This is a genomic window from Streptomyces sp. NPDC085927, from assembly GCF_044540975.1.
Classification (GTDB): Bacteria; Actinomycetota; Actinomycetes; order Streptomycetales; family Streptomycetaceae; genus Streptomyces; species Streptomyces hirsutus.
This window is the reverse complement of record NZ_JBITSN010000007.1, coordinates 392,087-411,421: the sequence shown is the minus strand read 5'-3', so window position 1 is coordinate 411,421 and position 19,335 is coordinate 392,087. Positions and strand designations below refer to the sequence as shown.

Sequence of the window (19,335 nt, the reverse complement as noted above, 5' to 3'; positions counted from 1 at the left end):
ATTTTTGGCACGCTGTTGAGTTCTCAAGGAACGGACGCTTCCTTCGTACTCGCCCTCGCGGGCTTTCCTCCGGGCGCTTCCCTTCGGTCCTGCGTCTCCGACTCTATCAGTGTTTTCCCTGCTCCCTGACCACCGTCCTGCGAGCACGCAGGAGTTGACCCCGGGATAGGATCTGACAAGTTGGATTTGCTGCGGGGTAGGGACGCGAGATCGCGCCGTCCTGCCCCAGGCAGGTGCCCGACTGTACAGGGGGCCGCGGAGCAGGTGCAAATCAATAAGAGAAGTGGTCTAGACCTCCAACCGGTCCTCTCGTACGGAACCGGTACTACCTATGACATACGCTGCATCACAGTGCGCCGTCCGAGACCGACAGTGACGGGCCTTTACCGATCTCCGCCCCTGGGAGGCTTCCCATGACCACCGTGACATCCCCGCTCGCAGGACGGGCGATCGGACTCGACTCCGTGCCCGATCCCGTCTTCTCCGGGGCCATGGTCGGCCCGGGTATGGCGATCGACCCCATGCGGGAGCCCTCCACGGCTGTCTCTCCCATCGACGGTGTCGTCGTTTCTCTGCACCCGCACGCGTTCGTCGTGGTCGACGAGAGCGGTCACGGCGTACTCACCCATCTCGGCATCGACACCGTGCAGCTCAATGGTGACGGCTTCGAACTGCTCGTCAACAAGGGCGACACCGTGACCCGCGGTCAGGGTGTCGTGCGCTGGGACCCTGTCGCAGTCGAGGCCTCCGGCAAGTCCCCGGTGTGCCCGGTCGTGGCCTTGGACGCCACGGTGGAGGCACTCTCCGAACTGCGCGACGACGGCGAGGTCAAGGCCGGCGACTCCCTCTTCCTCTGGAAGTGACGCCGGTGCCGTCCCCCGACGGCGAGCAGGGCAACCCATACAGCGGCGGACACCGCCGCACTACCGGAGACAGGTGAGATGGAGACAACGCTGCGAGGCGTCGGTGTGAGCCATGGTGTGGCGATCGGCGAGGTTCGGCACATGGGAACGGCGGTCCTCGAGCCGCCGGCCAGGCAGATCCCGGCCGAGGAGGCGGAGCGTGAACAGGGGCGCGCCCGCAAGGCCGTGGAGGCGGTGGCGGCCGATCTGATGGCGCGCGGCAATCTGGCGGGCGGCGAAGCCCAGGCGGTACTCGAGGCCCAGGCCATGATGGCCCAGGACCCCGAGCTGATGACGGACGTGGAACGTCGCATCGTCGAAGGCAGCACCGCCGAGCGTGCGGTGTACGACGCGTTCGCCGCGTACCGCGAGCTGCTGGCCGCTGCCGGTGAGTATCTGGCGGGCCGCGTGGCCGACCTCGACGACGTGCGGAACCGCATCGTCGCCCGGCTGCTCGGGGTTCCGATGCCGGGTGTCCCGGACAGCGACGAGCCCTACGTCCTCGTGGCCCGTGATCTCGCACCCGCGGACACGGCGCTGCTGGACCCGACCCTGGTGCTCGGTTTCGTGACCGAGGAAGGGGGACCCACCAGTCACAGCGCGATCCTGGCTCGGGCGCTCGGTGTGCCGGCCGTGGTGGCCCTGCCCGGTGCCGGTGAGCTCGCCGAAGGGACACTGATCGCCGTCGACGGCAGCACCGGTGAGATCTTCGTGAACCCGAGCGAGGAGAAGAAGGGACAGCTCGAGGCCGCGGCGGCCGAGCGCCGGGCGGCGCTGAGCGCGTCGACCGGGCCCGGCGCGACCGCCGACGGTCACACGGTGCCGTTGCTGGCGAACATCGGCGGCCCGGCGGATGTGCCGGCCGCGGTCGAAGCGGGCGCGGAGGGTGTCGGTCTCTTCCGTACCGAGTTCCTCTTCCTCGACGACAGCAAGAACGCTCCCTCCGAGGAGAAGCAGGTCGCGGCCTACCGCCAGGTGCTCGAGGCGTTCCCCGAGGGCCGTGTGGTCGTGCGGGTGCTGGACGCGGGTGCGGACAAGCCGCTGGACTTCCTCACCCCGGCGGACGAGCCGAACCCGGCACTGGGCGTGCGCGGTCTCCGGTCTCTGCTCGACCACCCGGAGGTGCTGCGTACCCAACTGTCGGCGCTGGTCAAGGCCTCGGAAGGGCTGTCCGTCCACCTTGAGGTGATGGCCCCGATGGTGGCGGACCGGGCCGATGCCAAGGCCTTCGCCGACGCGTGCCGCGAGGCGGGTCTGCACGCGAAGTTCGGTGCGATGGTCGAGATTCCGTCGGCCGCGCTGCGGGCGCGCTCGATCCTGCAGGAGGTGGAGTTCCTGTCGCTGGGGACGAACGACCTCGCGCAGTACACGTTCGCCGCGGACCGTCAGGTGGGTGCGGTGTCCCGGCTGCAGGATCCGTGGCAGCCCGCGCTGCTCGACCTGGTGGCGCTGTCGGCGGAGGCCGCGAAGGCCGAGGGCAAGAGCTGTGGTGTCTGCGGTGAGGCCGCGTCCGACCCGTTGCTCGCTTCGGTGCTGACCGGTCTGGGTGTCACCTCCCTCTCCATGGGTGCGGCGTCCATCCCCTATGTGCGGGCGGCGCTGGCGAAGTTCACCCTGGCGCAGTGCGAGCGGGCCGCGGCGGCGGCCCGTGCGACGGACAGTGCCGCGGAGGCCCGCAGGGCCGCTCAGGCGGTGCTGTCGGGCGAGTAGCAGGGCAGGCAGGACACGGCAGGTGGGCTGACGGCCGCCGCCGCTGTTCCCGGAGGGGCGCTCCGCTCGAGGGGCGCCCCTTCTTGGTTGCCGCTCCCCGTTTCCGTCTCCGTTCTGCGTCCCCCTTCCGTCCGGGGTTCAGTGGTGGTGGGTCGGGTTCGGGTCCTTCCCGAGGTCGGGCGGCTCGCAGTAGTCGACGTTGGACTCGGGCGGGATGGGCTCTCCCGATTCGACGTCGGTGCAGTAGGCGTCGAAGACCTCCCCTGCGGTGAGGGGCTCGAGGCCATGGGCGCGCAACCGCCAGCCGTGGATGCGGTCGGGGGTGTCCGGGGCGGTGGTCCGCATGACGAGCCCGCCCGGCTTGCCGGTGGCGAGGCCGACGGCCAGCACCGTGGTGAATTCGAGGATCTCGGTGTCGTCCAGTTCCAGGCGTCCGCCGTTGTCGTCGGCGTGGAGGACGGCGACCAGGGTCTCGGGGGGTCCGGAGACGCTGCAGACGAGGTGCCGGCTCCCGGGGCCCGCCGTGTCGAGGATGCGGACGAGCAGCCGGGAGGCTCGGGCGAAGGCCTCGCGGCCCAGGTCCTCGCCGCACGAGGGGCAGGCGCCGAGACGGGCGAGGAGCATGGTCGCGTACTCCCAGGTCGCGTGGCGGACGCCCTCGTCGACGAGGGCGGGCAGGAGGTCGGTCAGGGGCTGCCCCTCGTAGGGGACGGTGGCTCCGGTGGCCGCGAGTTCGGCCGTGAAGCGGGTGCGGCTGGTGTGGCTGTCCGGGTCGAGGCCGCGTTGTGCGCAGAACTCCGCGTACTCCTCGGGGTCGAAGAGGGCCAGTGTGGTGTGGCTGCCCTGCAGGGCACGTGTCCTGAGGACGGCCTCCACGTGTTCGAGGTAGGTGCCGTGGTCGTCGAAGACGAAGCTTCGGTAGTCCCGCATGGCGCGGAAGTCGTGCTCGTCGGTCAGCAGCCCGATGGTGCCCGCGATCTCGCGGCGCAGGACGCGTCGCATGGTCCGGTGGTCGGTGTACGTCATGTCTCCCCCTGCACAGTCGATCAAGGCTCACTCACAGTAACCGGGGGTACTGACAGTGGCGTCCGGGTCGGCTGCTGTGGACCGGGCGGGCAGGGCGGGGTCAGGCGCGTTTGCGGGCCAGGTCCTCGTAGAACGTGAGCAGGTCCAGATCGTCGACGGAGCCGACGTTGACCGCCTTCTCCAGCGGTGTGCCCTGGAGAAGGCGTTTGACCGGGACCTCGATGCGTTTGCCGGTCAGGGTGTGCGGGACGCCGGGCACCTCAATGATCTCGTCGGGGACGTGGCGTGGGGACAGTTCCTCCCGGATGGTCCGCTGGATGCGGCCCCTCAGTCCCTCGTCGAGCACGGCGCCCGGCGTCAGGTGGACGAACAGGGGCATCCAGTAGCCGCCGTCGGGCTGTTCGATGCCGATGACGAGGGATTCCCTGATCTCGGGAAGGCGCTCGACGGCCTCGTAGATGTCCGCCGACCCCATGCGGACGCCTTGGCGGTTGAGCGTGGAGTCGGAGCGGCCGTGGATGACGACGGAACCCCGGGAGGTGAGGGTGATCCAGTCGCCGTGCCGCCAGACGCCGGGATAGGTGTCGAAGTAGCTGTCGTGGTAGCGGCTGCCGTCGGGGTCGTTCCAGAAGTGGATCGGCATGGACGGCATGGGATTGGTGACCACGAGCTCGCCGACCTCGTCGGTCAAGGGCCTGCCGCTCGGGTCCCAGGACTGCAGGTCCGTGCCGAGGCAGGGTGCCTGCAGCTCGCCGACGTGGACGGGGAGGGTGGGCACGGCGCCGGCGAAGCAGGAGCACACGTCCGTGCCGCCGCTGACGGAGGCGATCCACAGGTCGTCGCGCACCTCGTCGTGCAGCCAGCGGAAGCCGTCGGGCGGCAGGGGGGAGCCGGTGGTGGCGACGCACTGCACCGCCGAGAGGTCGAAGTCGCGCGAGGGGTGCACGTCCGCCTTGCGGCAGGCCATGACGTATGCGGCGGAGGTGCCGTAGAGGGTGGCGCCGGTGCGTTCGGCGATCCGCCACTGGGCGCCTGTGTCCGGGTAGCCGGGACTGCCGTCGTACAGGACGACCGTCGTTCCGGTGAGCAGGCCGGAGACGAGGAAGTTCCACATCATCCAGCCGGTCGACGTGTACCAGAAGAAGCGGTCCTCCGGGCCCAGGTCGCAGTGGAGTCCGAGCTGCTTGAGGTGTTCGACCAGGATGCCGCCCTGGGACTGGACGATCGCCTTCGGCAGTCCGGTGGTGCCGGAGGAGTAGAGCACCCACAGGGGGTGTTCGAAGGGCACCTGCTCGAAGACCGGTTCGGTGTCCGCGGAGGTGAGGGCCTGCCAGTCGAGTGTCCCGTCCGGGGCGTCGGTGCCGAGCAGGGGGATGTGCACGACGGCGCGCAGGGTGGGCAGTTCACGGCGCAGTTCGGCGACGACGTCGCGGCGGTCGTGCTCCTTGCCGCCGTAGCGGTAGCCGTCGACGGTGAACAGGACGACCGGTTCGACCTGCTGGAAACGGTCGAGCACACTGCGGGCGCCGAAGTCGGGCGCGCAGGAGGTCCACACGCCGCCCACTGCCGCGGTGGCCAGGAGGGCGACGACGGCCTGCGGGATGTTGGGCAGGTAGCCGCTGACGCGGTCGCCGGGGCGTACGCCGAGGGCGCGCAGTTCGGCTGCCAGGGAGCCGACCTGGCGGCGCAGCTCGGCCCAGGTGACGGGCCTCGGGTCGTGGGTCTCGTCGACGTGCAGGAGCGCCGGCTCGTCCGCGCGGGTCGTGGCGGCGCGCAGGGCGTGTTCGGCGTAGTTGAGGGTGGCACCAGGGAACCACTGGGCGCCGGGCATCGAACGGTCGCCCAGCACGCGCGTGTAGGGGGTCGAGAAACGGACGTCGAACCACTCCGTGACGGCCTTCCAGAAGGTTTCCGGCTCGTCCACGGACCAGCGGTGCAGTTCCGCGTAGCCGCCCTCGGCGGGGGCGCCGTGGCGCTCGGCCGCCCACGCGTGGAACGTGGTGATCCGGGCACGGGCGATGCGTTCCGGATCTGGCTGCCAGAGCGGCTGGGGGTTCACGGTCGACATGGGCGGCTCCCGGACTGTGCGCGTCGTGTGCGTCCTGCGCGCACGGGCTGGGGTGTGCGCGTGACGCGGCTGACAGGGACGATGCCACGTGATCGTCTTCCGTACCAGGGCGCGGCCCACATGGTCCCGGTCGTGAAGATGTGGTCCGATCATGGGTGAACGGCAGTTGAACGACACTCGTGCGAGGTGCGGGCAGTGGCAGGGTGAGCACCATGGACGGTCGTGACCTGGTGCGTTCGGTGAGATCGGTCGGCTCGGTGGGGGCGGCTCAGGGTGTGCGCACCGTACGAGCAGCGTGGCGCAGGCGGCGGGCCGATGCCACCGGGCTGCCACCGCGCGGGGCGGAGCGCGCGCGGACTCCCGGGCCGGTACGGGAGGTGGAACCCGGGCCCGGGGGCGGTGTCGTCCGGTTCGGCCGTTCCGAGCTGCGGATCCGCGTCGCCGTGAACGGGGCCGTCTTCTGGGGCTGGGACGGGGCGGCTCCGGAACCGTCGTACGCCCTGGCCGGGCGCTGTCCCGACCCGGATCCGCGGGCGGTGCTGGAGCCGGACACCAACGGCGGCTGGCGGGTGGTCGCCGAGCGGGTGACGGTCGCCGTCTCGTGGCACGGCGCGGTGGAGGTGCTCACTCCGGGGGGTGTGGTGCTGCGTCGGGAGCTGCCGCCGCGGTGGTGGGAGCCGGTGGCGGGAGGTCCGGCGCGCTGGATGCAGCGGTCCGAGGTGCGTGCCGACGCCCGGTTCTTCGGGCTCGGGGGACGGGCCTCGGGGCCGAGGCTGCGGGACGGCACCTACCGGCTGTGGAACACGGGTCCCGGTCGCGGTTCCGAGCCCGGCGGCGGCCCGCTTCCCCTCACGATGCCGGTGCAGCTGGTGGTGGCCGACGCGGGCACCCATCTCGCGTTCCACGACTGTTCGTGGGACGGCACCGTCACGCTGCGGGAAGGCGTGGAGGGCGCCGGCTCCGGGCACGACCGGACGGGGACCAGCGAGCTGCGGATGGACGGGGGCCCGCTGCGCTGCTGGGTGATGGTGGGGACTCCCGCGCGGGTGCTGCTCGCCTGGGCGTCACTGACCGGCGCTCCCGCGCTGCCGCCCGCGTGGGCCCTCGGTCATCACCACGTGCGGTGGGGCGACGGCGGTGAGCAGGAGGTGCGGCGGGTCGTCGCCGGCCATCAGCGGCACGGGCTGCCGCTCGACGCCGTCCACCTCGGCAGCGGCCATCACGACGCCCGTCAGGAGTTCACCGTGGACCAGGAACGGTTCCCCGGGCTACCGGCTCTCGCCGACGGGCTGCGGCGGGACGGGATCCGGCTGGTCTCGGTCGTCGGTCCGGCGGTCCCTGCCGGGGACGGCCACGCCGTGTACGACGCGGGGGCGGCCCGGGACGCGTTCGTACGGGACGCCTCAGGAGATGTCGTCCAGGGTGTGTCCTGGTCCGGGGACGTGGTCTTCCCCGACTTCACGCACCCGCGCGTGCGCGCCTGGTGGGGCAGCCTGTACACGGAGCGGCTGGGGCAGGGGTTCGCGGGCTTCTGGCACGACATGAACGAGCCGACGTCGTTCACCGCGTTCGGGGAGCCGACACTCCCCCGCTCGGCCCGTCACGCCCTGGACGGGCGGGAGGGCGATCATCGTGAGGCGCACAACGTGTACGCGTTGTGCATGGCCAGGGCGGCCCACGAGGGGCTGCGGGCGCTGCTGCCCGAGGAGCGGCCGTTCCTGTTCTCACGCTCGGGGTGGGCCGGCATGCAGCGCTACGGCGGGACCTTGCCGGGGGAAGTGGCCACGGGCTGGCCCGGACTGCGGGCGTCGCTGGCCCTGGTGCTGGGGCTCGGGCTGTGCGGTGTCCCGTACGCGGGGCCGGACGTCGGCGGCACCGGCGGGAATCCGTCTCCCGAGTTGTATCTGCGGTGGCTCCAGCTGGGCGCCCATCTGCCGCTGCTCCGCACCCGCGCGGGGGCGGGTCACAGGGAGCCGTGGGAGTTCGGTGCCGAGGTGCTGGCGCACGCGCGCGCGGCTCTCGTCGAGCGTCGGCGGCTGCGACCGTACCTCGTGACTCTGGCGCATCTGGCCCGGCGGACCGGTGCTCCCTGTGTGCGGCCGCTGTGGTGGGCGGCGCCGGAGGAGCGTGCGCTGCGCGACTGTGAGGACGCCTTCCTTCTGGGCGACAGCCTGCTGGTGGCGCCGGTGCTGGTGGCGGGCGCGGAACGGCGTACGGTGCGGCTGCCCGGCGGGCGCTGGTACGAGACGGCGACGGGCCGGGCGTTCGACGGGCCTGCCCGGATAGTGGTCGACGCGCCCCTGGACCGCATTCCGGTGTTCGCCCGCGCGGGCGCCGTCATTCCCGTGCACGGGGAGGACGGCGGACTGGAACTGGAGGTGTGGGCGCCCGTCAGGGGGCGGGTCGGCGGCGGGACGGTCGTCACGGACGCCGGCGACGGCTGGGAGGAGCCGGCCATCGAGCAATACACCGCCCAGTGGTCGGGGTCCCGGATCGTCGTCGGGCGGGAGGGCGAGCACGGCACCGGCGGTCTGCCCCACCCGGTGCGTGTCCGCGGGCTCGGGCCGAACTGAGCGGGGCGGGTGGGTGCCCGGCCCGTCCGTGCCCCTGCGGCCGGCCGGGCCGGTCCGTGGGGTCAGATGTACCGGCCCTCGAACCAGGCCCGCACGGCAAGTGTGTGCAGCGGGAAAGCAAGTTCCTCCGCGCGGCGCAGCAGGTGCCAGCCCTCCGTCTCGTCCGTGGCGTCCGACGGCGGCAGCCCTTCGGCGGGACGTTCCGGAAGCAGGCCGAACAGCAGCAGGTGTCCGTCGGGCGAGCTCATGGCCTCGGCGAGGCGTACGTCCCGGCTCGCCGCGACGATGCCGGTCTCCTCCTGGAGTTCGCGGACGACGGCCTGGCGCCAGTCCTCCCGGTCGTCGATGTAACCGCCGGGCAGGGCCGTGCCTCCGCGTGCGGGGGCGATGGTCCGGGTGATGACGACCAGGGCGGTGCCCTTCGGGTCGTACACGGGCTGGAGGGCGACCGCGACCGGCAGCGGGTTGCGATAGGCGGCGGTGCCGCATGCCGGGCAGGTGCGGGGCCAGCCGGAGACGCCCTCGCCGAAGGGCGTGCCGCAGCTCGAGCAGTGGGAGCCCGGCACGGGATCGGGGCCGGGGGTTTGGGTTCTGGGCACGCGCGGACTGTAACCGATCAGGGCGGGGGCGTCTGCGGGGGGTCGCTCAGCGGTGGCCGGCGAGCGATCTCCGGGACACCGGGAAGTCGAAGTAGGTGTCCGGATGGGCCTCCGGCTTGAAGGTGTAGTGCCACCATTCCTCGGCCAGGTTCACGAAGCCGAGGTCCTCCAGGGTGTTTTTGAGGAGCGATCGGTTGGCCCGCTGTTCGCCCTGTATGCGGGGGTCGAGGGTGTGGCTGAGGGTGTCGAAGCAGTCGTAACCGGTTCCCATGTCGGCGGAGTTGTCGGGGAAGCGCTCGCCTTGGTCCGCGAAGCAGGGTGTGAGGGGTTCTCCGGGGCGGTACGGGCGGGTCGGTGCGGCGGGGAGCCGTACGACGGTGAGGTCCACGGTCGAGCCGCGGCTGTGGCCGGACTTCTCGGCGATGTAACCGTCGGCGAACAGCCGGGACTTGTCGACGTTCGGGTAGAACTCGGCCTTCATCGTCTGGTCGTCGGGGTCCTTGGCCCAGCGTACGAAGTGGTCCACGGCGCGTTGGGGCCGGTAGCAGTCGTACACCTTGAGGGAGTAGCCGCGGGGCAGCAGCTTCCGCTGGGCCTCGTGGAGGGCGCGGGCCGCGGGGCGGGTGAGGATGCACAGCGGTTCCCGGTAGCCGTCGATGCGCTCGCCCACGAAGTTGTGCGGGGTGAAGTAGCGGATCTCCTGGATGATCGTCGGATCCACGCGGCTCAGCGCCACGAAGTCCTTCGGGGCCCTGGGCTCCGGCGTCGCCGGGGCGGGTGCTGCGGGGGCGGTCGCGGCGGTCGTCGCCGTCAGGGCGGCGAGTGCGGTGATCAGAGTGCGTACCGCGGCGGAGAGTTGTGTCATGTCTCCTGCATCTATCAGGAGACGGGGCCGACGGGGAAGCACCCTGCCCTTGTCCGCTCACCCGTGGCACACTTCTGACAACTCGTCAGGAATGCGGGAGCCGTGCACGTTGATCGCGGTGGAGTCGCCCGCCGCGCGGATGGTGGTGCCGGGCCGGGCGGCCCTTGGGGTCACCGTCGCCGAGCCGGCGGTGGGCATGGAGGCGGAGGCCGTCGCCGGTGTGCTCCGCGAGGGTGGGGGGACGACCTGGACGACCTGGACGACCCGGGCGACCCGGACGACCTGGCAGTTCGAACCGACGGAGGCGACCGGGGCCGGGAGGGCGCCGGCGCCGCGGGAGGAGGTCCGGCCGGACCGCCTCGGGTTCAGGTGGTGACGGCCTGCCGGCGCTGCGCCGCCTGTGCCATGGCGTGCTGGACGACACCGATCAGGATCGTCTTGACCGACTCCCGGTCCCGGGCGTCGCCCATCAGGAGCGGTACGTCCGGGTCGAGGTCGAGGGCCCGGCGGATGTCGTCGGCCGGGTACCGTGCGGCTCCCTCGAAGCAGTTGACGCCGACGAGGAACGGTATGGAGCGCCGCTCGAAGTAGTCGATGGCCGCGAAGCAGTCCTCCAGCCGCCGGGTGTCGGCGAGGACGACGGCGCCGAGGGCCCCCTCGGCGAGCTCGTCCCACATGAACCAGAACCGCTCCTGGCCGGGTGTGCCGAAGAGGTACAGCACCAGGTCTTCGCGGAGCGTGATGCGGCCGAAGTCCATGGCCACCGTGGTGGTGTTCTTGGCCTCCACCCCGCTGAGGTCGTCGACCGGGCGCCCCGCCTCGGTGAGCAGTTCCTCGGTGCGCAGCGGCCTGATCTCGCTGACCGCGCCGACGAGCGTGGTCTTGCCCACGCCGAAGCCGCCGGCCACCAGGATCTTGAGCGTGACGGGCTCGACCGGGGGCTTGCCGCGCTCAGAACGCCCGAAGATCATCGTACTTTTCTCCTGCTCGGTGAGGGTCGGGCGGTGGACCGTAGCCGCCACCGCCGGGGGTCTCGATGACCAGTACGTCGCCGGGGCGGACGTCCGCCGAGTCGCTGCCGTCCAGCGCGGTGACGGTGCCGTCCGCGCGGTCGATCCGGTTGGCGCCGGGCGCGCCGGGCGCGCCGCCCGCCATGCCGTACGGGGGGATCCTGCGGTGCTGGGACAGCGTGGAGACGGTCATGGGTTCCAGGAAGCGGATGCGGCGGACCGCGCCGTCCCCGCCGCGCCACCGGCCCGCTCCGCCGCTGCCCGCGCGTACGGTGAACTCGTCGATGCGGACGGGCAGACGCCACTCCAGGACCTCGGGGTCGGTGAGGCGCGAGTTGGTCATGTGGGTCTGTACGACGGACGCGCCGGGAAAGCCCTCTCCCGCGCCCGAGCCGGAGGCGACGGTCTCGTAGTACTGATGGCGGGCGTTGCCGAAGGTGACGTTGTTCATGGTGCCGGAGCCCTCGGCCTGGACACCGAGCGCCGCGTAGAGGGCGCCGGTGATGCTCTGGGAGGTCTCCACGTTGCCCGCGACGACGGCGGCCGGCGGCTGGGGCGCCAGCATGGAGCCGGGCGGCACGATGATCCGCAGGGGCCGCAGACAGCCGTCGTTGAGCGGGATGTCGTCGGCCACCAGGGTGCGGAAGACGTACAGGACGGCCGCGTTGACGACCGAGAAGGGAGCGTTGAAGTTGGTGGGCAACTGCGTTGCGGTGCCCGTGAAGTCGATGGTGGCGGAGCGGTCCGCGCGGTCCACGCGTACGCGCACGCGGATGACGGCTCCGGAGTCGGTCTCGTAGGCGTACTCGCCGTCGTCGAGGGCGTCGATGACGCGGCGCACCGCTTCCTCGGCATTGTCCTGGACGTGCCGCATGTAGGCCTGGACCACGTCGAGGCCGAAGTTCTCGATCATCCGGCCTACCTCGTCGACGCCCTTCTGGTTGGCGGCGATCTGGGCACGCAGGTCGGCGAGGTTGGTCTGCGGGTTGCGGGAGGGGTACCGCGCGTCGGTTAGGAGGCGGTGGGTCTCCTCCTCGCGGAACCGTCCGTTCTCGGTGAGCAGCCAGTTGTCGAAGAGGACGCCTTCCTCGTCGATGGCGCGGCTGTCGGCGGGCATGGAACCCGGGGCGATGCCGCCGATCTCGGCGTGGTGGCCGCGTGAGGCGACGTAGAAGAGAACACTTCGGTCACCCTGTGTGGTGTCGGCGGACCCGGTGCCGAAGACCGGGGTGATCACGGTGACGTCGGGGAGATGGGTGCCGCCGTGGTAGGGGTCGTTCACTGCGTAGGCGTCCCCCGGGCGCATGGTGGAGCCGCGCCGCCGGATGACCTCCTTGACGCCGATGCCCATCGAGCCCAGGTGGACGGGGATGTGAGGGGCGTTGGCCACCAGGTTTCCGTCCGGGTCGAAGAGGGCGCAGGAGAAGTCCAGGCGCTCCTTGATGTTCACGGACTGGGCGGTGGACTCGAGGCGGGCGCCCATCTGTTCGGCGATGGACATGAAGAGGTTGTTGAAGACCTCGAGCAGAACCGGGTCGGCCTCCGGGTCGGATTCCGTGCCGGGATCGGAACTCTGCGTAACCGCGACGCGTTCCATGACCACATGCCCGTCGTCGTTCGGAGCGGCCCGCCAGCCTTCGTCGACGACGGTCGTGGAGCCGGCCTCGGCGATGATCGCCGGTCCCGTGACCGTCCCGCCGGGGGGAAGGTCCTCGCGGCGGTGGAGGGGGACGTCGCGCCAGGTGCCGCCGGTGTGGAGGCGGACGGGACGCGGGGCGGCCGGGCGGCCTTCGTACGGGGCGAGGGCGGAGAGATCGGGGGGTTCGGTGATGCCGGTGGCTTCGACGGAGAGGGCTTCGACGACGACCGGGCGGTCGAGCGTGAAGGAGTACGTGGCGCGGTGACGTTCTTCGAAGGCGCGGCGCATGGCGGTGGGGTCGGTCAGTTCGACGGTGAGGGTGGTGTCGGTGCCGTCGTAGCGGAGCTGGGCCCTGCGGGTGACCTCGATCCGGTCCTCGGGGACGTCCTCGGCGAGGAGTTCGGCGCGGGCCGCCGCTTCCAGGTCGTCGGCGATCCGGTGGACGCCGGGCATCCCGGCGGGCTCCAGGGGCACTTCGGCGGAGCGTTCCCGCATGGCCGTGGTGTCGGCGAGGCCCATACCGAGTGCGGAGAGGACCCCCGCCATGGGCGGCACGAGAACGGTGCGGATACCGAGGGAGTCGGCGACCCTGCACGCGTGCTGTCCGCCCGCACCGCCGAAGGTGGTGAGGGCGTAGCGGGTGACGTCGTGGCCCTTCTGGACGGAGATCCGCTTCACCGCGGCGGCGATGTTGGCGACGGCGATCCGCAGGTAGCCCTCGGCGACCTGCTCCGGGGTGCGGTCGTCGCCGGTCTGTTCGCGGATCTCGCGCGCGAGGCCGGCGAAACGGTCGCGGACGAGGCCGACGTCGAGGGGCTGGTCGCCGTCCGGGCCGAACACCGCCGGGAAGTGGGCGGGCTGGATGCGTCCGAGCATGACGTTGGCGTCGGTGACCGTGAGCGGGCCGCCGGCCCGGTAGCAGGCGGGGCCCGGGGCGGCACCGGCCGAGTCCGGTCCCACGCGGTAGCGGGAGCCGTCGAAGTGGAGGACCGAGCCGCCGCCGGCGGCGACGGTGTGGATGTCCAGCATGGGCGCGCGCAGCCGTACGCCGGAGATCTGTGTGGTGAAGACGCGTTCGTAGTCCCCCGCGAAGTGGGACACGTCGGTGGAGGTGCCGCCCATGTCGAACCCGATGACCTGGTCGAAGCCGGCGAGCTGCGACATCCGGGCCATCCCGACGATGCCGCCGGCCGGCCCGGACAGGACGGCGTCCTTGCCACGGAACTGCGCGGCTTCGGCGAGGCCGCCGTTGGACTGCATGAACATCAGCCGTACGCCGTCGAGTGCGTCGGCCACCTGCCGGACGTAGCGGCGCAGCACGGGCGAGAGGTAGGCGTCGACGACGGCCGTGTCGCCGCGCGGAACGAGCCGCATCAGCGGGCTGACCTCGCTGGACAGCGAGATCTGCGGGAAGCCGATGCGGGCGGCGAGTTCCCCGACCGCCTGTTCGTGGGCGGGGTGGAGGTGGCTGTGCATGCAGACCACGGCGACGGCCCGGATGCCGTCGTCATGAGCCCGGCGCAGCGGCCCGTCGAGGGCGTCCAGGTCGGGGGCGCACAGGACGGTGCCGTCGGCGGCGACGCGTTCGTCCACTTCGACGACCCGTTCGTACAGCAGCTCGGGCAGTTCGATACGGCGGGCGAAGATGGCGGGGCGGTTCTGGTAGGCGATGCGCAGGGCGTCGCGGAAGCCGCGGGTGACGACCAGGAGGGTGCGTTCGCCGGTGCGCTCCAGGAGGGCGTTGGTGGCGACCGTGGTTCCCATGCGTACGGACTCGACGGGATCACGGGAGCCGGCCAGCAGGTCGCGGACACCCGCGACCGCCGCGTCGGCGGCGGGTTCCGCCCCACCGGGAGGACGGCCGGGCCGGTCGAGGGCCGGGTTGTCCGACAGCAGTTTGCGTGTGAGGAGTCGTCCGTCGGGGCGACGGGCGACGATGTCGGTGAAGGTGCCGCCTCGGTCGACCCAGAACTGCCAGCCTGTCACGTCAGTACCCCGCTTCCGCGCCGCTCACAGTGCCCGGAGGCCGTTGATCACGTCGCGCAGAATACTCTCGTCCGGCAGTTCCGCAGGGGGAACGGGCCGGTTCACGTGGACGGATTCGAGGTCGACGAGGTCGCCGACCAGGACGCGCACCACTCCGATCGGAAGGTCGAGTTCCGCCGCGAGTTCGGCGACCGTCTGCGGAGTGTCCCGGCACAGCTCGACGATGTCCACGTGTTCCGGGGAGAGTGTGGGGTCGGTCTCCGGATCGTCCGCGCCGGGCTCGGTGACGACCACCGCGATCAGGTCGAGGCGGTGCTGGGCCGCACTCGAAGTGCGGCCCCGCGTCATGGCATACGGCCGGACGACCGGTCCGGCCTCGTCGTCGAACCAGTGGCTTCTTCCCTCGCCGTCAGCACTCATGTCATCCCACTACCCGCCCGGGGGCAGATCGGTACGCGGTTCGGTTCCCAGATGCGGACCCACCCGCTTCACGAGGAGGGTCATCTCGTAGGCGACCTGCCCGACATCCGAGTCGACGTCGGCGAGAACGGCGAGGCAGCTGCCGTCCCCGGCGGCCGTGACGAACAGGAACGCCTCGTCGAGTTCGACGATGGTCTGGCGGACACTGCCCGCCTCGAAGTGACGGCCCACCCCCTTGGCGAGGCTGTGGAACCCGGAGGCGACGGCAGCCAGATGCTCGCTGTCCTCGCGGGTCAGCTCCCGGGAGGCACCCGTGGCGAGGCCGTCGCCGGAGAGTACGACGGCCTTTCGGATACTGGCGACGCGCGCCACCAGGTCGTCGAGGAGCCAGTTGAGCTCCCCCTTGCCGTCGTCGGCGTGGCCGGTCGTGTGCGGTGCGGTCATCGACCGTCCCCCTTAGTCATTCCTGGTCGTTCCTTGTGGTGCTGCCCCGCCGGGGGCCTCGTCGCCCGCGGCGTTCTCCTCGCGGCCGCGCTGCCAGCCGCGCTGGAGCGAGGCCATGCGGCTGCGGACTTCCTCCGCGTCCCGTTCGACGGGCTGGGATCTTTCCTCGTCCCGTCGTGGCACGCTCCGTTTGAGCTGGGGGGCGAGGCTGGCCTGCCGTACGCGCCGGGGCAGCGATGCGGTGTCGGCCGGGCCGGCGCCCGTGCTCTGCGGGGTGCTGCCGGAGTCCGGCTCCGCCGCCGGGCCCGCCGCGGAGGGTTCCCGGCGGGCGTCCGGCGCGCTCGTGGGGTGTCCGGAGCCGCCCTGTGGGTCGCCTGCGGCCGGGGCGGGTGGGCCGTCGTCCCGGGCGGAGCCGTGGGGCGCCTGGTTCGCGGGCCGCTCGTCGGCGCGTGCGCCGATCCGGGGACGGGAGGCCGCGCCCCGCCGGCGGGCGGGCAGGGGCGGCGGTTTCTCCCCGTCGGGTGGTCCCGGATCCCGGTCCGGGGAGGGTTTCCCGCCCCGGCGGCGGGTCGGCAGCACGGGCGCCGGTTCCTGTTCCGGGCGGGCGGACGACGTACCGGTGTCCTGGTCCGGCCGCTCCCGGCGGGCGTGCTCGTCGCCGACAGGACGCCCGTGCGAGCTGACCAGCTTCGGCGTTCCCCTGCGGGGCGCCGGGACCGGGGCGTCCGTCCGGCCGTGCGTGTCCGGGTCCGGCCCGTCAGCGTTGCCCTTACCGACGCCGGTGGCCGGTGGGTGGGACTCTCGGCGGCGGCCCGGCCGCTCGTCCTTGGTGCGGGACGGGGGCCGGCGGTGACCGAACAGGCCGCCACGCTCGTCGTCCTCGTCCCCCGGCGTGCCCGGGTAGTCGTCGAGTGCGTCCAGGTCGACAGGCGCCTCGAGTTCGACCGGACCGTTCAGGAGCGAGGCCGGCAGTCCGGGCAGTTGGACGGGCACCTGGGAGAGCGCGAGACGGCGGCTGTCCTCCGGCTCGCCGTCCTTGGCGCGCCGGGGCCGGTCGAGGCGGAAGCCGACGCCGTTGGTGTCCGGGACGTCGTCGGTGAGGAGCACGTCCGGGATGAAGACGACCGCGGTGGTGCCGCCGTAGGGAGACGGCTGCAGGGAGACCCGGACGTTCTGCCGCTGTGCGAGACGGCTGACCACGAACAGTCCGAGGCGGTCGGTGTCGGAGAGTTCGAACTCCGGTGTCTCGGCGAGCCGCAGGTTGGCGTCGAGCAGCGCCTCGGCGGCCATGCCGAGACCTCGGTCGTGGATCTCCAGGGTGAAGCCGTTGGCGACGCGCTCCCCCAGGACCTGGACGGCGGTGTGCGGCGGGGAGAACACCGTGGCGTTCTCCAGGAGTTCGGCCACCAGGTGGGTCAGGTCGGCGACGGCGGGGCCGGTGACGGCGACCCGCGGCAGCCGGCGGACCTCGATGCGCTCGTAGTCCTCGACCTCGGCGACGGCCGCGCGCACGACGTCCATGAGCTGGACGGGTTTGCGCCACTGCCGGGAGGGTGCGGCACCGGAGAGGATCACCAGACCCTCGGCGTGTCTGCGCATGCGGGTGGTGAGGTGGTCGAGGCGGAAGAGGTCGGCGAGTTCCTCGGTGTCGTCGGTCCTGCGCTCCATGGTGTCCAGGAGGGTGAGTTGTTTGTGCAGCAGGACCTGGCTGCGACGGGCGAGGTTGACGAAGACCTCCGAGACCCCGGAGCGCAGTTCGGACTGTTTGACGGCCGCCTCCACGGCGGCGCGCTGCAGGGTGTTGAGGGCCTGGCCGACCTCGCCGAGCTCGTTCCTGTCGTACTCCAGGCGCGGGACCTCGGTCTCGACGTCCACCTGTTCACCCGCCGAGAGGCGGCGCATCACGCTGGGCAGTCGCACACCGGACGCCTCGTGGGCCTCCAGGCGCAGCTGCCGCAGGTCACGGATGAGGCCGCGGCCGACGCGCACGGACAGGAAGAGCGAGACGAGCAGGGCGATCAGGCCGAGGAGGCCGGCGAGGACGGCCTGGGTGATGACGCCCATGGCGACGGGCCGGACGCGGTCCTGGTAACGGTCGGTGGCCTGGTCGTTGAGGGTGCCGAGCTCCTCGAGCACATGGCCGGCTGCGGTGTCCCAGCTCCTCGCGGTGATGCCGCGGGGCGGTCCGGTGCCGGAGGAGAGGGCCGCCTCCTCGGCCACCCGCAGCGGCGCGGACGCCGCGTTCTTCCAGAAGCTCTCGTAGCGGTCCCGTTCCGCCGCGGGCAGCTGCGGCAGACCGGCGTCGTACAGCAGCGTGCGCTGGGCCACGAAGTCGGAGATGTCCCGGGCCTCGGAGCGGGACAGCGCGCCGACGATGAGGGCGGAGCCGAGCAGGGCGTCCTCGCGGGCGAGGAGTTCACGGGCACGGGCGAGACTGACGAGGGCGCGGTACTGCTTGTCCAGCCCGACGTCGTCGACCACGTGCAGACCGGCCAACAGGGTGTAGCACGGGTCGACCAGTTGGTTGTAGAGGTCGAGGGCCTGAGAGCGGTCGACGGTGCCGTCCTCGACACTGCGGCGCAGGGACTCGATGCCGTCGAGGGAGTCCAGTACCGCGCTCAGCGCTTCGGTGTCCTGGCCCATCGCGTCGCGCACATCGGGATTCGCCGCGTTCTCCCGGACGCTGCTGACGGCCTTGTCTGTGGCGGCGCGGCTGCGGCGGAGTGCGGCGAGCCCGTTGGAGGCACGCGGGTCGGCAAGATGGACCAGGGTCTGGCGGCGCTCCTGCTGGAGGACACGGACGGTGTCCTCAACGGGGTAACCGACCTCTTCCATCACCGACGACACATCGAACAGATGGCTTGCCTCACGGCCCGTCAGCAGGGTGGTGAAGGCCCAGATCGTCGTCAGGGACACCAGCGGCACGAGAAGCAGCGCCACGATCTTCCGGCGGATGGACTTCCCGCGAAAGCGCATGGCCTCCCCCAGCTCGGCCCCCGGGAGGGCCGGGGGCACACATGTGCATCAACAAACGGCGCGAGCCTACTACCGCGCCACGGCCAACTCGAAGAGCTCTCCGGAATCCGAACTTCCGCACTGACGGCGAGACATGGTGAGTTGTCCGGACATTGGGGGAGATTGACTCCCGGTTCGCAGAGGAGGCCCGCGGAATGAGCCGCGGCACCCGCGAGTAGGATTTGGCCGATTCCTTTCCTTACTCGGGAATCTTTGTGACGCGCCCTTCGTCCTTCTCTGTGGGTGATGGGGGCGGAATCGGCCACAGGAGCCACGTCCCGTATCCGGGCGGCGTAAATCAGTGCAAGCCGGGCAGTCGTTGGGGAACCGGGTTCGTGGACCCGGAAAGGCGGTCTGCCGGCGGTGGGGAGTGACACATTGATGGGCACGGCGGAGCGATACAGGTCGCCCCAGGGCGACTTGGTGGCGCGGGTGGTGGAGCGGCCGGACAGCGGGACTCCGGACCGCGGCGCGCCCGCGGCCGGGAGGGGCGCGGCCGGCGCCCAGGACCTTCCCACGACCAGGACTGACGAGGTGTCGGCGAGCGTGACCGGGACAGGGGACGGTGAGGACCGGGCCGGGACTGCCGCGGGCATCGCAGGATCCGGGGCACCGGCCACCAGGAAGACCGGTGGGAGCCACGGCACGGGGGACGAGGCCCACCGGCAGGTGAACCACCGGCCGTTGTGGGCCGAGGAGCCCGCGCGGCGGCGCCGGCTGCCGGATCCGGTGCGTACGTCGGCCGTGCGGGCGGTCATCATCGTCGCGGTCACGCTGATTCAGGCCATGGTGGCCTTCCTGTGCACGCTCGCCGGTTCATGGCTCGCGTTCCCCATGGTGATCAGCAGCGTCGTCAGCACCATCCTGGCCACCTGGGGCGTCCTCGACGTGTGGGTGACCCGCCAGGTCTGGAACCAGCGCAACGGCGTGGTGTCCGCACCCAGCAGCACCGCCCGTGCCCTGCGGCGCGAACGGCGTCGTGCCCGCCGGCAGGAGCGGTCCGCGCAGCGTGCGCAGGCGCGAATACGCCGGCAGGGCGGCGGGACCGGTCAGCTGTCCCACCCCTGATCCGGACGCT

Annotated in this window: 14 protein-coding genes; 5 read left to right on the top strand and 9 right to left on the bottom strand. The window is 71.7% G+C overall.

All coding sequences use genetic code 11. The features are described 5' to 3' along the window. Positions 1-413: 413 nt before the first annotated feature. The gene (locus ACIF80_RS21510) at positions 414-863 is read left to right on the top strand and encodes a PTS glucose transporter subunit IIA (RefSeq protein WP_399806846.1); all 450 of its coding nucleotides are present in this window, start codon (positions 414-416) and stop codon (positions 861-863) included. Between the two features lie 78 nt (positions 864-941). Beyond that, a complete protein-coding gene (ptsP, locus tag ACIF80_RS21505) occupies positions 942-2,612 on the top strand; it encodes a phosphoenolpyruvate--protein phosphotransferase (protein ID WP_399806843.1) in 1,671 nt (556 codons plus the stop codon). A gap of 138 nt (positions 2,613-2,750) precedes the next feature. On the opposite strand, the gene ACIF80_RS21500 is transcribed toward ptsP, so the two are convergent. Next, complete coding sequence (locus ACIF80_RS21500) at positions 2,751-3,638, bottom strand: hypothetical protein (RefSeq protein WP_399806841.1); 888 nt, start codon at positions 3,636-3,638, stop codon at positions 2,751-2,753. Positions 3,639-3,738: 100 nt separating this feature from the next. Next, positions 3,739-5,706, bottom strand: a complete 1,968-nt coding sequence (locus tag ACIF80_RS21495) for an acetoacetate--CoA ligase (protein ID WP_399806839.1) — start codon at positions 5,704-5,706, stop codon at positions 3,739-3,741. A gap of 212 nt (positions 5,707-5,918) precedes the next feature. On the opposite strand from ACIF80_RS21495, the gene ACIF80_RS21490 reads away from it, so the two are divergent. Then, the gene (locus tag ACIF80_RS21490) at positions 5,919-8,279 is read left to right on the top strand and encodes a glycoside hydrolase family 31 protein (protein ID WP_399806838.1); all 2,361 of its coding nucleotides are present in this window, start codon (positions 5,919-5,921) and stop codon (positions 8,277-8,279) included. Positions 8,280-8,341: 62 nt separating this feature from the next. On the opposite strand, the gene ACIF80_RS21485 is transcribed toward ACIF80_RS21490, so the two are convergent. Then, positions 8,342-8,878 carry an NUDIX domain-containing protein gene (locus tag ACIF80_RS21485; RefSeq protein ID WP_399806835.1) on the bottom strand — a complete coding sequence of 179 codons (537 nt, stop codon included), beginning with the start codon at positions 8,876-8,878 and terminating at the stop codon, positions 8,342-8,344. A gap of 46 nt (positions 8,879-8,924) precedes the next feature. Continuing rightward, positions 8,925-9,743, bottom strand: coding sequence for a M15 family metallopeptidase (locus ACIF80_RS21480; RefSeq protein ID WP_399806832.1), 819 nt, complete (start codon positions 9,741-9,743; stop codon positions 8,925-8,927). Between the two features lie 118 nt (positions 9,744-9,861). On the opposite strand from ACIF80_RS21480, the gene ACIF80_RS21475 reads away from it, so the two are divergent. Continuing rightward, complete coding sequence (locus ACIF80_RS21475) at positions 9,862-10,119, top strand: hypothetical protein (RefSeq protein WP_399806830.1); 258 nt, start codon at positions 9,862-9,864, stop codon at positions 10,117-10,119. Here the strand turns inward: ACIF80_RS21475 and ACIF80_RS21470 are convergent. The 5 genes from ACIF80_RS21470 to ACIF80_RS21450 are packed head-to-tail and all read right to left on the bottom strand — an operon-like array spanning position 10,109 to position 18,218. Further along, the gene (locus ACIF80_RS21470) at positions 10,109-10,714 is read right to left on the bottom strand and encodes a GTP-binding protein (RefSeq protein WP_399806828.1); all 606 of its coding nucleotides are present in this window, start codon (positions 10,712-10,714) and stop codon (positions 10,109-10,111) included. The two genes, ACIF80_RS21475 and ACIF80_RS21470, sit on opposite strands and share 11 nt — an antisense overlap. Continuing rightward, positions 10,695-14,378, bottom strand: a complete 3,684-nt coding sequence (locus tag ACIF80_RS21465) for a hydantoinase B/oxoprolinase family protein (RefSeq protein WP_399806826.1) — start codon at positions 14,376-14,378, stop codon at positions 10,695-10,697. The genes ACIF80_RS21470 and ACIF80_RS21465 overlap by 20 nt, the downstream gene beginning before the upstream one ends. Positions 14,379-14,402: 24 nt before the next feature. Beyond that, complete coding sequence (locus ACIF80_RS21460) at positions 14,403-14,798, bottom strand: DUF742 domain-containing protein (RefSeq protein WP_399806823.1); 396 nt, start codon at positions 14,796-14,798, stop codon at positions 14,403-14,405. A gap of 9 nt (positions 14,799-14,807) precedes the next feature. After that, entirely contained in the window at positions 14,808-15,242 is a 435-nt protein-coding gene (locus ACIF80_RS21455; RefSeq protein WP_399806820.1) for a roadblock/LC7 domain-containing protein, read from the bottom strand. A gap of 12 nt (positions 15,243-15,254) precedes the next feature. Beyond that, positions 15,255-18,218 (bottom strand): nitrate- and nitrite sensing domain-containing protein, encoded by a 2,964-nt coding sequence (locus ACIF80_RS21450; RefSeq protein WP_399806817.1) that lies wholly within the window; start codon positions 18,216-18,218, stop codon positions 15,255-15,257. A 585-nt stretch (positions 18,219-18,803) separates the two neighbouring features. On the opposite strand from ACIF80_RS21450, the gene ACIF80_RS21445 reads away from it, so the two are divergent. Next, positions 18,804-19,325 (top strand): hypothetical protein, encoded by a 522-nt coding sequence (locus ACIF80_RS21445; RefSeq protein ID WP_399806814.1) that lies wholly within the window; start codon positions 18,804-18,806, stop codon positions 19,323-19,325. The last annotated feature ends 10 nt before the right edge of the window (positions 19,326-19,335 follow it).

Bases quoted from the DNA above. Each gene is read 5' to 3' on its own strand.
- ACIF80_RS21500 (WP_399806841.1), bottom strand. From the start codon at position 3,638: ATGACGTACACCGACCACCGGACCATGCGACGCGTCCTGCGCCGCGAG.
- ACIF80_RS21455 (WP_399806820.1), bottom strand. From the start codon at position 15,242: ATGACCGCACCGCACACGACCGGCCACGCCGACGACGGCAAGGGGGAG.
- ACIF80_RS21510 (WP_399806846.1), top strand. From the start codon at position 414: ATGACCACCGTGACATCCCCGCTCGCAGGACGGGCGATCGGACTCGAC.
- ACIF80_RS21450 (WP_399806817.1), bottom strand. From the start codon at position 18,218: ATGCGCTTTCGCGGGAAGTCCATCCGCCGGAAGATCGTGGCGCTGCTT.
- ACIF80_RS21470 (WP_399806828.1), bottom strand. From the start codon at position 10,714: ATGATCTTCGGGCGTTCTGAGCGCGGCAAGCCCCCGGTCGAGCCCGTC.
- ACIF80_RS21490 (WP_399806838.1), top strand. From the start codon at position 5,919: ATGGACGGTCGTGACCTGGTGCGTTCGGTGAGATCGGTCGGCTCGGTG.
- ACIF80_RS21460 (WP_399806823.1), bottom strand. From the start codon at position 14,798: ATGAGTGCTGACGGCGAGGGAAGAAGCCACTGGTTCGACGACGAGGCC.
- ACIF80_RS21495 (WP_399806839.1), bottom strand. From the start codon at position 5,706: ATGTCGACCGTGAACCCCCAGCCGCTCTGGCAGCCAGATCCGGAACGC.
- ACIF80_RS21480 (WP_399806832.1), bottom strand. From the start codon at position 9,743: ATGACACAACTCTCCGCCGCGGTACGCACTCTGATCACCGCACTCGCC.
- ptsP (WP_399806843.1), top strand. From the start codon at position 942: ATGGAGACAACGCTGCGAGGCGTCGGTGTGAGCCATGGTGTGGCGATC.